Below are 13,944 nucleotides of genomic sequence, written 5' to 3'. Positions count from 1 at the left end.
TTCCTGAGGGGCAAAGCGTCACCCTAAGGTCATGCGGGCACTTCGTCCAGCATCAGTCGCTGGCGCACCACATCCACCAGCTTGTCCGGCTGGAATTTGGACAGGAAGTTATCGCAACCGACCTTCTTCACCATCGAGTCGTTGAAGCTGCCCGACAACGAAGTGTGCAACACCACGTAAAGCCCACGCAGGCGCGGGTCGTTGCGGATTTCAGTGGTCAGGCGGTAGCCGTCCATCTCGGGCATTTCAGCGTCGGTGAAGATCATCAGCAATTTGTCGGTCATCACCTGGCCGGTGTCGGCCCAGGCCTTGAGCATGTTCAGTGCCTTGAGGCCGTCACTGGCGATATGCATCTTCACGCCCAGTTGCCCCAGGGTGTCGCGCAGTTGCGAGAGGGCCACATTGGAGTCGTCCACCAACAGTACTTCACGGCCACGGGCGCGTTCCAACACCGGGTCTTCGAGTTTTTCACGGGAGACTTTGGCGTTATAGGGCACGATTTCAGCGAGGACTTTTTCCACGTCGATGATTTCCACCAACTGGTCATCGACCTTGCTGATGGCCGTGAGGTAATGCTGGCGCCCGGCGCTGGCCGGTGGCGGCAGGATGGCTTCCCAGTTCATATTGACGATGCGGTCCACGCCGCCCACCAGGAAGGCCTGCACCGAACGGTTGTACTCGGTGACGATAATCGTGCTGTTGGGCCCCGGCACCAGCGGGCGCATGCCGATGGCCTGGGACAGGTCAATCACCGGCAGGGTCTGGCCACGCAGGTTGACCACACCGCACACAAATGGATGCCGCTGGGGCATCAGGGTCAACTTGGGCAACTGCAAGACTTCCTGCACCTTAAACACGTTGATCGCGAACAGCTGCCGTCCCGCCAGGCGAAACATGAGAATCTCCAGGCGATTCTCACCCACCAGTTGCGTGCGTTGATCTACCGTGTCGAGAATGCCGGCCATTGAAAGCTCCTGATGTGGGATTGTGCAGTTCACTAAGCTTGTTATCGGCGGCAAGCGCCAGACCTTGACCCTTGTAAAATGCCATGTAAATTCATTGATGTCACACTGACATCATGGTTTACTGCAACCGCCTCTCCAAACGGCAGTACACCCACGTTGCGCGACCTAAAAATCGACGCAAGGTTCCGCTGTGTAAGGGATTCCCCTACGCACAATCAGGCCCAACCTGATATTCGCGATATCTAATAGCCATTAATGTGACGCCATTCTCATTGCATGAATGGAGTCAGGCTTTTGTTTGCCATCCCAAGCCCTCGGCCCACGGGTCTTCCAGACGTATACGTGGCGGCAGCCAAAGTTGTGCAAGCGGCCCGAATGACGAGGGCGTTCTACAGCTATCGCGATCATTCAAATAACGGTCCTACTGAAATTTCAGAACCAGGCTACAGATCTCAGTCATATTTCAGCGGTAGTTTTACGCCATTCACCCGGTGCGACATCTCACCACCCGACCTTATGTTGCGGAGACTTGCATGATGAACAATGCAAACGAATGGCAAACCGCACTTCCCGAATTTCTGCTCGAAGCCGAAATGCTCTTGGAAAAATCGCAAGAGTGCTTGAACCACCTGCATCTGATTCGCAACGACAGCGACGCCATCGACTGCATGAAAAGCAGCCTGGCCAACCTGGCTGAAAAAGCCGAAGGCCTGGCCCTGCAGGCGATCAGCGAATTCTCCCGGCATATTCAATACTTGATTGCGAATGCCGCGAGCCCCATGGAGTTGCATGACCAGGCGCTGAATGCGCTGCATGACTGCCTGACACTGCTGGCGTGGCAACTGGAGCTGATCGACACCCGCACCGGCGAACTGGCCCTGGATAAAAGCGAACAAACCACACTGATTGCGACGGTAACCTTGCAGATCCCACAAAAAGACTTCGCTAATAAACCGCAGCAGCGCGTGCATCACGCGTCTTGAGCGCTGACCAAGTCGTATTTGTCGCCAAGTTATCTAAAAACGACCGTTCCTTTAGCGGTCGATAAAGGTGCGCGGGCAAAAACATATCAATTAGCCATCAACGCAGTAACGACACCCGCCAACTTGATTTATATAACTATCCGTTTTTAACCTAGGGGTCCTTTGAACTATAGGACCAAGGCGCGGGGCATTTGGCCGGTTATTAAACCCGCCAGCGTGCGGCGCCAGGCGACCAACGGTAATAGTGGTGGTACTATGCCCCGCTCGAAGTGACTCAACTTCATCATGTATAAAAAAACGTTTCTGCACCGTATTCCAAATAGAGCCCTGTCAGCCGCCGTGACCGGTCTTCCCGCAGCGAACCTTCATTGGCTCCATCCGCTATGTACGCCAGCCTAACGTCACTCATCGCAAGGTCCGTGTCCCGCAGCAATACACGTCGCTTGGTCCTCGCCCTGTGCCTTTGCTCACTGCTGGTCAGCCTGTGGGCCTATAGCCGCTCCGCGCCGTTGCCGCTACTGATTCTGCTGCTCAACCTGGCCACGCTGGTGGTGGTGGGCTTGCAGCAGTGGGGCTCGCGCAAGTCGATAAAATTCCAGCCACAGGAATTGGCCGACCGCCTGCTGCAAGTCCAGGAAAACGAACGTCACCGCCTCAGCCGCGAACTGCATGACGACATCGGCCAACTGCTCACCGCCGCCAAACTGCAAAGCGAATGGCTCAAGCGCCGCCTGCCGGACGACCTGCAGAGCCAATGCACAGTGCTGTGCAACACCTTGAATGAAACCCTGGCCAAAGTGCGCGACGTGTCCGCCATCCTCAACCCTCGGCAGCTGGCCAGCCTGGGTTTAGAAGCGAGCCTGCGCGCGCATTTGCTCAAGACCCTGGAAAACACCCCGATCCACTGGAGCCTGGAATGCCAGCAACGGCTGACCGGTATCCCGGAAGAAATGGCCGTGGCAGCGTTTCGCATCACCCAGGAAGCGGTGACCAATATGCTTCGCCATGCCCAGGCGCACAATTTGCTGGTACGCCTGCAACGCCTGCCCGAAGGCCTGTCGCTGATGATCTGCGATGACGGCCGGGGCTTTTCGCCCGCCATCAACCCGGGCCGGGAAGGCCAACGAGGCATGGCCGGCATGTCCGAGCGGATCGATCAACTGGGGGGCGCATTGACGGTCAGCAGCCAGCCAGGCAAAGGAACACGTATCGATGCGCTTTTCCCCTGGGCGCCCCGCGCCCTCGATCGGGCCAGTTCCCCTAAGGTTCTCGAGTGACCTGCACTTTACTCCTGGTGGATGACCACGCACTGATCCGGGCCGGCGTACGCGCGCTGATCCAGGATATGCCCGGCTATACCGTAGTCGGCGAGGCCAGCGATGGCGCGCAGTTGCTGGAGAAATTCAGCACCCTGCAACCGAATATCGTGCTGCTGGACCTGTCGATGAAATACACCGGTGGCCTGGACGCGTTACAGCAACTCAAGGCGACCTACCCCAAAAGCAAGGTGCTGATCCTGTCGATGCACACCGATCCAGAGCTGATCATGCGCGCGCTGGAGTCCGGCGCCCATGGCTACCTGCTCAAAGACACCACGGCCAACGAGCTGGAACACGCCCTGATGGCCTTGCGCAACAACGAGCGCTACCTCAGCCCCGCCATTGCCCACACGGTGATAAATCAGGCGCTGATCCGCAGCCAGGGCCCCATCGGCGCCGTCGCCGACAGCCACAACCTCACGGCACGCCAGCTGGAGATTCTGCGCTTGATCGTGCGCGGCAAATCCACCCGGGAAATCGCCCAGGGCCTGGGCTTGAGCATCAAGACCGTGGAGGCGCATCGCTCGCAGATCATGAAACGCCTGCAGATATTCGATGTGGCGGGCCTGGTGTTATTCGCCGTTCGCGAGCAGATCATCAGCCTGGACGACTAACGGCGACGCCAGTGGCAAGTGAACGCGCAGGGCTTTGGGCAATGCACTGAAGCGCAAGTCGTCACCTTTCAAGGGCTCACCATCCAGGTTGATGTACAGCCCTTCGGCCACCTTGATCTCGACCCACGGCAAGCGCGCCCGCACAAACATATTGTCCAGGCCCCAACCATCGCTCATCAGGGTGAGCAGCGTGCCGACCACTTCCTGAGGCGCCGGCAGGATGCTGATGTCCAGCAAGCCGTCATCGGCCAACGCGCCAGGGCACAACACATGCCCACCGCCCGCCTGGCGACCGTTGCCGATACCGAGGGCGAGCAGGTCACCCTTCCAGTGAAAGCCCGGCCCTTCCAACTCGCCATAAGCGGCCTTCAATTCGCTGAAACGCGTCAGGCCGGTGAACAGGTAGGCCGCGCCGCCCAGCACTTTTTTCAGGTCTTCGGAGGTGTTGGCGGTGACCTGGCTGCCAAAACCGCCAGTGGCCATGTTGAGGAATATTTGCCCACCGGCCTGCCCGAGGTCGATCGCCCTTGGCGGCACATCCAGCAGGGCCAGTGCGCGGGCAGGATCCAATGGCACACCGGCGGCGCGGGCGAAATCATTGGCGGTGCCCAACGGCATCAGCACCAGGCTGGCCTCGGTCTTGGCCAACGCCATGGCCTCGGCCACATCGCGCAAGGTGCCGTCGCCGCCGCCGGCAATCAGGTGGGTATAGCCGTCAGCCAGCGCCTCATTGACCAGGCGCTGGGCGTCGCCGCCCTCCCACGTGACTCGCACCGCCAGCTCCCAGCCCAGTTCGCGCCGGGCCTGCACGGCGGCGCGCACATCCTCATTGAGGGCTTGCTTGCCGTGCAGAATCAGCAGTGCCTTGTGGGTGGTCATGTGGGGATCTCCTGGGTTTAAAGGTACTTGAAGGATGTTGACCTTTGCCGGAGAGAAAAAAGCCATCGGGGACGCAAATTTATTGCCTGTCTAGAAGTTATCCATCGCGTTGCACATCGATACCTTGCCCTTGGGCACAGGTTCTACGGCGTCCCATTGCTTGCCGTCCGCAGACAGCTCATGCAACTGGATTGAACAGTCCGCATAATGGTCGCCTGCACCCTGTAGTCCACGCCAGGTCGAGGCACGAAGGTCATGCTGCTGAAGCATTGCCGGGCATACTGCAATTGCCCCAGGTAATGCAGCGCGATCGGTTGGTTCGCAGGCACCACCAGCTCCGTGGTCACCGCACCGTTCCAGGTATACACCGGCCCGAGCATGTTAAGGCTTTCGCCATTGTGGTCGGGGAAACCGGATTTGGTCGACGCCATCACCCCGGCGCCCGGCACATTCCAGTCCAGGCAGTCACGCCCCGGCACTGCGCGCACCAGGCCATCGGTGATCAACCGCACGCGGGCGGTCTCGCCGGAATGCGGCGGGATATAGCCGGTGGACAGGGAACGGATGTTCGCCACCTGGCCGCACCCGGTCAGCAGCACCAGCAACGCAACGGGCATAACACGCAAACCGGTCATTTGCATTCACTCGCGGAGAAACAAAGGGCCGTTACGGCTGGCGGCAATTCTGGTTTACCGACAACAGCGGCGCCGGATCGTACTTCACGCGCTGCAAACCATCGGCGCCCTGGAAGATGAAATACTTGATGCGGCAATCCTTGAACATCGTCGAGTAGCCTTCCGCGCGAAAGCCCTGGCCATCGACCTGCTTGATCACGGTATTGTTGCGGCTCACTACCGCGAGCACCTGTGCGTAGCTGTCCCCCATCTTCACCCCGGGCTCGCCGGTCTCGGTCATCGACGAAGCGCAACCGCCCAAACCTGCCACTGCCAACACCAAAGCGGCGCCGTACACTCCATTGCGTGTGGTGCTCATCCCTGTTTCCTTTTGATTAAGCGTTAACGGCGGCCTTCGCACACCGGTGATTCACTGATGCGCCCGGTCTTGCACAGGTCGAGTTTGTCTTTGCGGTTGAAGCCCGCGTCCTTCATGCAGTAGAAGCGCGTCAGCCTGATATCGACAGGCGATCGGTCTCCCGCACCGTCCAGGTTGGTGTACCCGCAGGCACGCATGGCGGTTTTCACGCCGTCAAGGGATACACCGGATTTGTACCATTGCGAGAAGTCTGGGGGCGGCGGTTGAAAGGGGGTACAGGCGCTGAGCGCAAAAGCGCAGATGAGGACGCAGGCAGCAGCGCAAGACGGCCGCAAACCAAGCGTTTTTATTCCAACGAGCGCGTGGAAAGACATTCTTCATCCTTGTGAGTGAACCGTCCTACAGGTGCAGGATTGGTCATCACACAGACGAGAAAGTGCCCTGACTGTGCGAGGCACTTGTGACACGACCCGCAACGTCTCGGTCAACCGTGGGAGCTGGCCACAGGAAAGTCAGCCAGCAACGTCGGACAGGTGCAGCAACCTACGTCAGCTCTTGTGCAATTTACTCATCAACTGCGCCTCAGCCTGGGTCAACCCACACGACTGCGTGAGCTCATCCACGGTCGCGCCCATGCCCACCAGCTTCGCCGCCTGGGCAAACGACAGGCTCGACGGGTCGCGCTGTTCGATCTGCGCCAGCTTGTCCGGCAACGGCCCGAGGATCGCGCGCAGTTCGTGCACCTCGTCCCCGACCTTCACCGCACTCTGCTGGAAGTGATCCACGCGCTTGACCAGGTCCAGAATGCGCCGGTCGCGCACGCCGTCGCGCTCGGCCTGTTGCAGGGCCAATTCGCGCTGCTGGCGCATATAGCGCAGCAGGAAAGCCAACGTCCCGGCCCACAACAGGGCCAGGACAATCACCGCCGCTTCAAGAAACAATCAGATGTTCTCCAGATCCGACCACTCTTCTTCGCTCATCATCTTGTCCAGCTCAACCAGAATCAGCAGTTCGCCGTTCTTGTTGCACACGCCCTGGATGAACTTGGCCGATTCCTCGTTGCCCACGTTCGGCGCGGTTTCCACTTCCGATTGGCGCAGGTAAACCACTTCGGCCACGCTGTCGACCATGATCCCGACCACTTGCTTGTCGGCTTCAATGATGACGATTCGGGTGTTGTCGTTGACTTCGGTCGGCGCCAGGCCAAAACGCTGGCGGGTGTCGATCACCGTCACCACGTTGCCGCGCAGGTTGATGATGCCCAGCACGTAGCTTGGCGCACCCGGTACCGGCGCAATTTCGGTGTAGCGCAGCACTTCTTGCACGCGCATCACGTTGATGCCATAGGACTCGTTGTCCAGTTTGAAGGTAACCCATTGCAGGATCGGATCATCCAAACTTTGTGCGGACGCTGACTTATTCATACCCCTGACCCCTTCAAATGCCGTTGTACACGGCGTGTGTGCTTCGCTGACCGCACTTGCATGCGGACCTTATTGTTCAATCAACTGCGTTTGTTCTGCGGCATCGCCTTGACGGCGCCACTGGCGATCAACTCGGCCAGTTCGGCGACGTCGAGCAAGGCGCACATGTGCTCAATCACGGTGCCCGCCAACCAAGGCCGCTGGCCTCGGTGACTGCGCCATTTGATTTCGTTCGGGTCCAGGCGCAATGAGCGACTGACTTGATGCACCGCCAGCCCCCACTCGTAGCCCTGCACCGAGATCACGTACTGCAAACCCTGGCGGAAGTCATCGCGGTAGCGGTCGGGCATCACCCAGCGCGCGGTGTCCAGCACCTTGAGGTTACCGGCCTGGCTGGGCAGGATGCCGAGGAACCACTCCGGTTGCCCGAACAGCGGCGTCAGCTCCTGGCCTTCAAGCGAATAGATCGAACCCAGGCACACCAGCGGCACCGCCAGGGTCAACCCGGCGACGTCGAACAGCAGGCATTCGAACGGCTCGGCGGCCCATGCCGGGCGGTCATCACCGCTCACCGGCGGCGGCGTGATGCTCGGCGGCAGGTGGACTTCCACCACCGGCTCGACCACCACGGGCGCCACAACTACTGGAGCTACCGGAGCTACCGGTGCGACCACAACGTGGGCATCACGCGCCTGTTCTTCCAGCACAGCCAGCTGGAATTCATCCAGCGTGCTTTCTGCTTCTACGACCGGTTCAAGTACCAGAATCGGTTCCGGCAGTTCCTCCTCGGTCGCATCCTGCAGCAGGGCATCCAGGTAGGATTCCAGTGCCAGTTGCGGCCGGGTCTTGAGTTTGACAGGACGGTTCATCACGCCACCTGCGCCACAAGCTGCTGCGACAGCAGATGCTTGAGCAAGGCGCGGTAGGCCAGCACGCCACGGCTTTTGCCGTCGAACTGCGAAGGCGTCAGGCCTGCACGGCTGGCGTCACGCAGGCGCGTGTCCACGGGAATGTAGCCTTGCCAGATGGTCTCCGGGTAAGCATCACGCAACACACGCAAGGTGCCGAGGGAGGCCTGGGTGCGACGGTCGAACAAGGTCGGCACGATGCTGAAAGGCAGCGCCTGTTTGCGCGACCGGTTGATCATCGCCAGGGTGCTGACCATGCGTTCCAGGCCTTTGACCGCCAAGTGCTCGGTCTGTACCGGGATCACCAACTGCTGGCTGGCGGCCAAGGCGTTGACCATCAGCACACCGAGCAACGGCGGGCTGTCGATGATCGCGTAGTCGAAGTCTTGCCACAGTTGCGCCAGCGTCTTGGCGATCACCAGGCCCAAACCGCTCTGCCCCGGCGACTGGCGCTCAAGGGTGGCCAGGGCGGTGCTCGACGGCAGCAGGGAGATGCTGTCGTTACTGGTGGGCAGCAACAATTGCCCGGGCAAATCGCTCGGCACGCTGCCCTTGTGCAGGAACAGGTCGTAGCAGCTGTGCTCCAGCGCATCCGGGTCGTAGCCGAAATAGCTGGTCATCGAGCCATGCGGGTCCAGGTCGACCACGACCACACGCTTGCCCGCCTCGGCCAGCAAGCCGGCTAAGGCGATGGAGGTGGTCGTCTTGCCGACTCCACCTTTTTGATTGGCAACTGCCCAGACTCTCATTCGGTTGGTTCCTCCCGGCAGGCGATGGCGCGACCGAGACATTGCATAAAGTTATTGAGCCGGTGACGGAGAATTGACGGCGCTCTGACGAACCGACGGCTTAACGGTTGGCGGTGCAGTTTGTGTGCCAGCCCGCTTCAAGGCCGCATCCGGTGTTGCATTGGCGGTACCGGTGCCGGTCAGGCTGCGGCGTACATCCAGGTTGCGTGACACCACCAGCACCACGCGGCGGTTGCGCGCTCGGCCTTCGGCGGTGGCGTTATTGGCCACCGGCTGGAATTCACCATAGCCCACCGACGCCAGGCGCCCAGGGTTTATGCCCTGCATCGCGAGCATGCGCACGATGCTCGACGCCCGGGCCGACGACAGCTCCCAGTTGGTCGGGTACTGCGCAGTGCTGATCGGGAAATTGTCGGTAAAGCCTTCAACGTGAATCGGGTTTTCAAACGGTTTGAGTATCGCCGCGACCTTGTCGATGATGGTGAACGCCTGGTCGCTCGGCAATGCGTCGGCGCTGGCGAACAGCAGGCTGGAGTTCAGCTCGATTTCGACCCACAACTCATTGCCGCGCACGGTCATCTGGTTGGATTTGATCAGGTCGCCAAAGGCGGCGCTGATGTCATCGGCGATGCTTTTCAGCGGGTCGCTGGTGCCACCGATGCCGGCGGCGATTTCATCACTGTCGTTGACCAGCGGCTTGGCCGGGGTCACGGTCTTGGGCCGCTCTTCGCCAATCGGAATCGGTTTCAGGGCACGGTCGGTGTCATTGAACACGCCGATCAGGGCCTGGGAAATGACTTTGTACTTGCCTTCGTTGATCGACGAGATGGAATACATCACCACGAAAAACGCGAACAGCAAGGTGATGAAGTCCGCGTAGGACACCAGCCAGCGTTCATGGTTGACGTGTTCTTCAGGCTCGCGACGGCGACGGCTCACACTCAATACCTCCCATCAGTCCATGAAGCCCTGGAGCTTCAATTCGATGGAGCGCGGGTTCTCACCCTCGGCAATCGACAACAGACCTTCAAGCAACATCTCGCGGTAACGCGACTGGCGCATGGCAACCGACTTGAGCTTGCTCGCCACCGGCAACAACACCAGGTTGGCACTCGCCACGCCATAGATGGTGGCGACAAACGCCACGGCAATGCCGCTGCCCAACTGCGACGGGTCGCCCAGGTTGCCCATCACGTGGATCAGGCCCATCACCGCACCGATGATACCGATGGTTGGCGCGTAGCCGCCCATGCTTTCAAAGACTTTGGCGGCGTTGATGTCGCGGCTTTCCTGGGTGAGAAAATCCACCTCCAGGATGCTGCGAATCGCTTCCGGCTCGGCGCCGTCCACCAGCAACTGCAAGCCCTTGCGCGCGTAGCTGTCGGGCTCGGCATCGGCCACGCCTTCCAGGCCCAGCAGGCCTTCCTTGCGTGCGGTGAGGCTCCAGTTGACCACGCGGTCGATACCACCGGGCAGATCAACGCGCGGCGGGAAAATAATCCAGATCAGGATTTGCATTGCGCGCTTGAACGAACTCATGGGCGACTGCAACAACGCAGCGCCCACGGTGCCGCCAATCACGATCAGCGCAGCCGGGCCGTTGGCCAAGGCGCCGAGGTGGCCGCCCTCGAGGTAGTTGCCGCCGATAATTGCGACAAACGCCATGATGATGCCAATCAGGCTCAATACATCCATCAGAGGCAGGCCTCCACCAGATGCTTGCCGATATCGTCCAGGCTATACACGGCGTCGGCCAGGTCCGCTTTGACGATGGCCATGGGCATGCCATAGATCACGCAGCTGGCTTCGTCCTGGGCCCAGATTGCACTGCCGCCCTGCTTGAGCAGGCGAGCGCCTTCACGGCCGTCGGCGCCCATGCCGGTGAGCACCACCGCCAGAACTTTGTCGCCGTAGGACTTTGCCGCCGAACCGAAGGTGATATCCACACACGGCTTGTAGTTCAGGCGCTCGTCACCCGGCAGGATTTTGATCGCACCACGGCCATCAACCATCATCTGCTTGCCGCCCGGGGCCAGCAGTGCCAGGCCAGGACGCAGGATGTCACCATCCTCGGCTTCCTTGACGGTGATGCGGCACAGCTTGTCCAGGCGCTCGGCGAAGGCCTTGGTGAAGGCCGCGGGCATATGCTGGATCAACACGATCGGCGCCGGGAAATTGGCCGGCAGCTGGGTCAACACCCGCTGCAGGGCCACCGGGCCGCCGGTGGATGTACCGATGGCAACCAGCTTGTAGGCCTTGCGCTTGGGCGCTGGCGAATGCGCGCTCGGCGCAGAAGCGCGCACCGGCGGCGCCACAGGGCGCGCCACTGGCGCAGGCGCTGGGCGAGCAAACGACGAAGTGGGCGCAGTGGACGCCGCCGGCGCCGCAACCGGTGCAGGCGCCGGCGCACTGAACAGGCTGCGACGGTTACTGCGCGAAATGCTGTGCACCTTCTCGCACAGCATCTGCTTGACCTTCTCGGGGTTGCGCGAGATGTCTTCGAAATTCTTCGGCAGGAAGTCCACCGCACCGGCGTCCAGCGCATCCAGGGTCACCCGGGCGCCTTCATGAGTCAGCGAGGAGAACATCAACACCGGGGTGGGGCAGCGCTGCATGATATGCCGAACAGCCGTGATGCCATCCATCATCGGCATCTCGTAGTCCATGGTGATCACGTCCGGTTTCAACGCAATGGCTTGATCAATCGCCTCTTTGCCGTTAGTGGCCGTACCGACCACCTGGATGGTTGGATCGGCGGAAAGAATTTCCGAGACGCGGCGGCGGAAGAAACCCGAATCGTCCACCACCAGGACCTTGACTGCCATAAACACTCCGTTAGGCGGGGCGGGCAAACCGCCCTGCCCCGCCAGAATCAAATACGCCGTGCGGCGTAACGCTTGAGCATGCTCGGAACATCGAGAATCAGCGCGATCCGACCGTCACCGGTGATGGTCGCACCCGACATGCCCGGGGTTCCCTGCAGCATTTTGCCCAAAGGCTTGATGACCACTTCTTCCTGGCCGACCAGTTGATCGACGACAAAGCCGATCCGCTGGGTGCCCACGGAGAGAATCACCACATGGCCTTCGCGCTGCTCTTCATGCTTGGCCGATGCCACCAGCCAGCGCTTGAGGTAGAACAGTGGCAACGCCTTGTCGCGTACGATCACCACTTCCTGGCCGTCCACCACGTTGGTGCGCGACAGGTCGAGGTGGAAGATTTCGTTGACGTTGACCAGCGGGAAAGCGAACGCCTGGTTGCCCAGCATCACCATCAGGGTCGGCATGATCGCCAGGGTCAACGGCACCTTGATGACGATCTTCGAGCCCTGGCCCTTGGTCGAGTAGATATTGATCGAGCCGTTGAGCTGGCTGATCTTGGTCTTCACCACGTCCATGCCAACGCCACGGCCGGACACGTCGGAAATCTCGGTCTTGGTCGAGAAGCCCGGGGCGAAGATCAGGTTGTAGCACTCGGTGTCGGTCAGGCGGTCGGCAGCGTCCTTGTCCATCACGCCACGCTTGACTGCGATATTGCGCAAGATCGCCGGGTCCATGCCCTTGCCGTCATCGGTGATCGACAGCAGGATGTGGTCGCCTTCTTGCTCTGCCGCCAGAATCACCTTGCCGTTACGGGACTTGCCCGAGGCTTCGCGCTCTTCCGGGGTTTCGACGCCGTGGTCGACGGCGTTGCGCACCAAGTGGACCAGCGGGTCGGCCAGGGCCTCGACAAGGTTTTTGTCGAGGTCGGTTTCTTCACCCACCAGTTCCAGGTTGATTTCTTTCTTGAGCTGGCGTGCCAGGTCGCGAACCAGACGCGGGAAGCGGCCGAAGACTTTCTTGATCGGCTGCATCCGCGTTTTCATCACCGCGGTCTGCAAGTCAGCAGTGACCACGTCGAGGTTCGACACGGCTTTCTGCATGGCTTCGTCGCCGCTGTTCAGGCCCAGGCGCACCAGGCGGTTACGCACCAGCACCAGTTCGCCGACCATGTTCATGATGTCGTCCAGGCGTGCGGTATCAACGCGCACGGTGGTTTCGGCTTCACTGGCAGGCTTCTCGGCCACGGGTGCCGCTGCGGCACGTGCAGGCGCCGGGGCGGCTGCAGGGGCTGGAGCGGGCTTGGCGGCAACCGGCGCGGCGGCTTTGGCCGGCGCAGGTTTCGCCGCGACAGGCGTGGCGGTCGCCGCAGCAGCCGGGGCCACTTCGGTGAACTTGCCCTTGCCGTGCAATTCGTCCAACAAGGCTTCGAATTCGTGATCGGAGATCAGCCCGTCAGCGGCAGGCTCTGCGCTGGCGGCAGGCACGGCAGGCGCGACGGTGGCCGTGGCCGTGGCCGCGACTTCCGGCAAGGCTTCGGCCGCAAAGGTGCCTTTGCCATGCAACTGGTCGAGCAACGCTTCAAATTCGTCGTCGGTAATGTCGGTGCTGGTGCTGGCGCTGGCAGCCGGAACTTCCGGCGTAGCGGCAGGTGCCACCGCGTCGGCAGCGAACTGGCCTTTGCCATGCAACTGGTCGAGCAGGGACTCGAATTCAGCGTCGGTAATGTCTTCGCTGGTCGGCGTTGCAGGCGGGGCGACCGCTTGCGGTGCTTCAGCTTCGGCCTTCACCGCACTGAGGGAGTTGAGCAACTGCTCGAACTCGCTGTCCGTCACGTCCGCTTCCGGCTCGGCCACAGGCGCCGCTTCCACCACCGGGGCAACCGAGGTGTCGGCAGGTTCTGCCAGGCGCGCCAGGGCGGCCAGCAGTTCCGGCGTGGCCGCCGTGATCGGTGCACGTTCGCGCACTTCACTGAACATGCCGTTGACCGCATCCAATGCTTCGAGAATCACGTCCATCAGTTCCGAGTCGACGTGTCGCTCACCCTTGCGCAGGATGTCGAATACGTTCTCGGCGATGTGACAGCACTCCACCAGCTCATGGAGCTGGAGGAAGCCGGCGCCCCCTTTTACAGTGTGAAAACCGCGAAAAATTGCATTGAGCAGGTTCGCATCATCCGGGCGGCTTTCCAGCTCGACCAGTTGCTCGGACAGTTGCTCTAAAATTTCGCCGGCCTCTACAAGGAAATCCTGAAGGATTTCTTCATCGGCGCCGAAGCTCATGTGGGTGCT

General features: G+C 60.8%; 15 protein-coding genes and 1 pseudogene. 3 read left to right on the top strand and 13 right to left on the bottom strand.

Annotated elements, in window-relative coordinates; all coding sequences use genetic code 11:
- Positions 1-29 precede the first annotated feature (29 nt).
- A complete protein-coding gene (locus ACI77D_RS03100) occupies positions 30-965 on the bottom strand; it encodes a chemotaxis protein CheV (protein WP_064453430.1) in 936 nt (311 codons plus the stop codon).
- 533 nt (positions 966-1,498) lie between these two features.
- On the opposite strand from ACI77D_RS03100, the gene ACI77D_RS03095 reads away from it, so the two are divergent.
- From ACI77D_RS03095 to ACI77D_RS03085, 3 genes are all read left to right on the top strand, one after another.
- Positions 1,499-1,948 carry a hypothetical protein gene (locus ACI77D_RS03095; RefSeq protein ID WP_208604442.1) on the top strand — a complete coding sequence of 150 codons (450 nt, stop codon included), beginning with the start codon at positions 1,499-1,501 and terminating at the stop codon, positions 1,946-1,948.
- 383 nt (positions 1,949-2,331) lie between these two features.
- The gene (locus ACI77D_RS03090; RefSeq protein WP_407016028.1) at positions 2,332-3,225 is read left to right on the top strand and encodes a sensor histidine kinase; all 894 of its coding nucleotides are present in this window, start codon (positions 2,332-2,334) and stop codon (positions 3,223-3,225) included.
- Positions 3,222-3,881, top strand: a complete 660-nt coding sequence (locus ACI77D_RS03085) for a response regulator transcription factor (RefSeq protein ID WP_064453432.1) — start codon at positions 3,222-3,224, stop codon at positions 3,879-3,881. The genes ACI77D_RS03090 and ACI77D_RS03085 overlap by 4 nt, the downstream gene beginning before the upstream one ends.
- On the opposite strand, the gene yegS is transcribed toward ACI77D_RS03085, so the two are convergent.
- The 12 genes and pseudogenes from yegS to ACI77D_RS03025 form a co-directional block, all read right to left on the bottom strand.
- The gene (gene yegS, locus ACI77D_RS03080; protein WP_064453433.1) at positions 3,840-4,760 is read right to left on the bottom strand and encodes a lipid kinase YegS; all 921 of its coding nucleotides are present in this window, start codon (positions 4,758-4,760) and stop codon (positions 3,840-3,842) included. The two genes, ACI77D_RS03085 and yegS, sit on opposite strands and share 42 nt — an antisense overlap.
- Positions 4,761-4,850: 90 nt before the next feature.
- Positions 4,851-5,395: pseudogene (locus tag ACI77D_RS03075) on the bottom strand (hypothetical protein).
- Positions 5,396-5,426: 31 nt separating this feature from the next.
- On the bottom strand, positions 5,427-5,753 hold the full coding sequence (locus ACI77D_RS03070) for a hypothetical protein (protein WP_064453435.1): 327 nt from the start codon (positions 5,751-5,753) through the stop codon (positions 5,427-5,429).
- A gap of 23 nt (positions 5,754-5,776) precedes the next feature.
- Positions 5,777-6,055 carry a hypothetical protein gene (locus tag ACI77D_RS03065; protein WP_064454988.1) on the bottom strand — a complete coding sequence of 93 codons (279 nt, stop codon included), beginning with the start codon at positions 6,053-6,055 and terminating at the stop codon, positions 5,777-5,779.
- Positions 6,056-6,301: 246 nt separating this feature from the next.
- A complete protein-coding gene (locus tag ACI77D_RS03060; protein WP_064453436.1) occupies positions 6,302-6,694 on the bottom strand; it encodes a DUF2802 domain-containing protein in 393 nt (130 codons plus the stop codon).
- On the bottom strand, positions 6,695-7,177 hold the full coding sequence (locus ACI77D_RS03055) for a chemotaxis protein CheW (protein ID WP_064453437.1): 483 nt from the start codon (positions 7,175-7,177) through the stop codon (positions 6,695-6,697). It lies immediately after the preceding gene.
- An 80-nt stretch (positions 7,178-7,257) separates the two neighbouring features.
- Positions 7,258-8,046, bottom strand: coding sequence for a CheW domain-containing protein (locus ACI77D_RS03050; RefSeq protein ID WP_262665762.1), 789 nt, complete (start codon positions 8,044-8,046; stop codon positions 7,258-7,260).
- Positions 8,046-8,834, bottom strand: coding sequence for a ParA family protein (locus ACI77D_RS03045; protein ID WP_064453439.1), 789 nt, complete (start codon positions 8,832-8,834; stop codon positions 8,046-8,048). The genes ACI77D_RS03050 and ACI77D_RS03045 overlap by 1 nt, the downstream gene beginning before the upstream one ends.
- Before the next feature lie 51 nt (positions 8,835-8,885).
- On the bottom strand, positions 8,886-9,773 hold the full coding sequence (motD, locus tag ACI77D_RS03040) for a flagellar motor protein MotD (RefSeq protein ID WP_064453440.1): 888 nt from the start codon (positions 9,771-9,773) through the stop codon (positions 8,886-8,888).
- Positions 9,774-9,788: 15 nt separating this feature from the next.
- Positions 9,789-10,529: a flagellar motor protein gene (locus ACI77D_RS03035; RefSeq protein WP_064453441.1), complete on the bottom strand. Its 741-nt coding sequence runs from the start codon at positions 10,527-10,529 to the stop codon at positions 9,789-9,791.
- Positions 10,529-11,659 carry a chemotaxis response regulator protein-glutamate methylesterase gene (locus tag ACI77D_RS03030; protein WP_064453442.1) on the bottom strand — a complete coding sequence of 377 codons (1,131 nt, stop codon included), beginning with the start codon at positions 11,657-11,659 and terminating at the stop codon, positions 10,529-10,531. The genes ACI77D_RS03035 and ACI77D_RS03030 overlap by 1 nt, the downstream gene beginning before the upstream one ends.
- Before the next feature lie 47 nt (positions 11,660-11,706).
- Positions 11,707-13,935, bottom strand: a complete 2,229-nt coding sequence (locus tag ACI77D_RS03025) for a chemotaxis protein CheA (protein ID WP_407016027.1) — start codon at positions 13,933-13,935, stop codon at positions 11,707-11,709.
- Positions 13,936-13,944 lie beyond the last annotated feature (9 nt).

Source organism: Pseudomonas sp. O39, assembly GCF_045447295.1.
GTDB classification, from domain to species: Bacteria; Pseudomonadota; Gammaproteobacteria; order Pseudomonadales; family Pseudomonadaceae; genus Aquipseudomonas; species Aquipseudomonas antarctica_A.
Note: the sequence above shows the minus strand (reverse complement) of the source record. Positions and strands in the feature narration are given on the sequence as shown.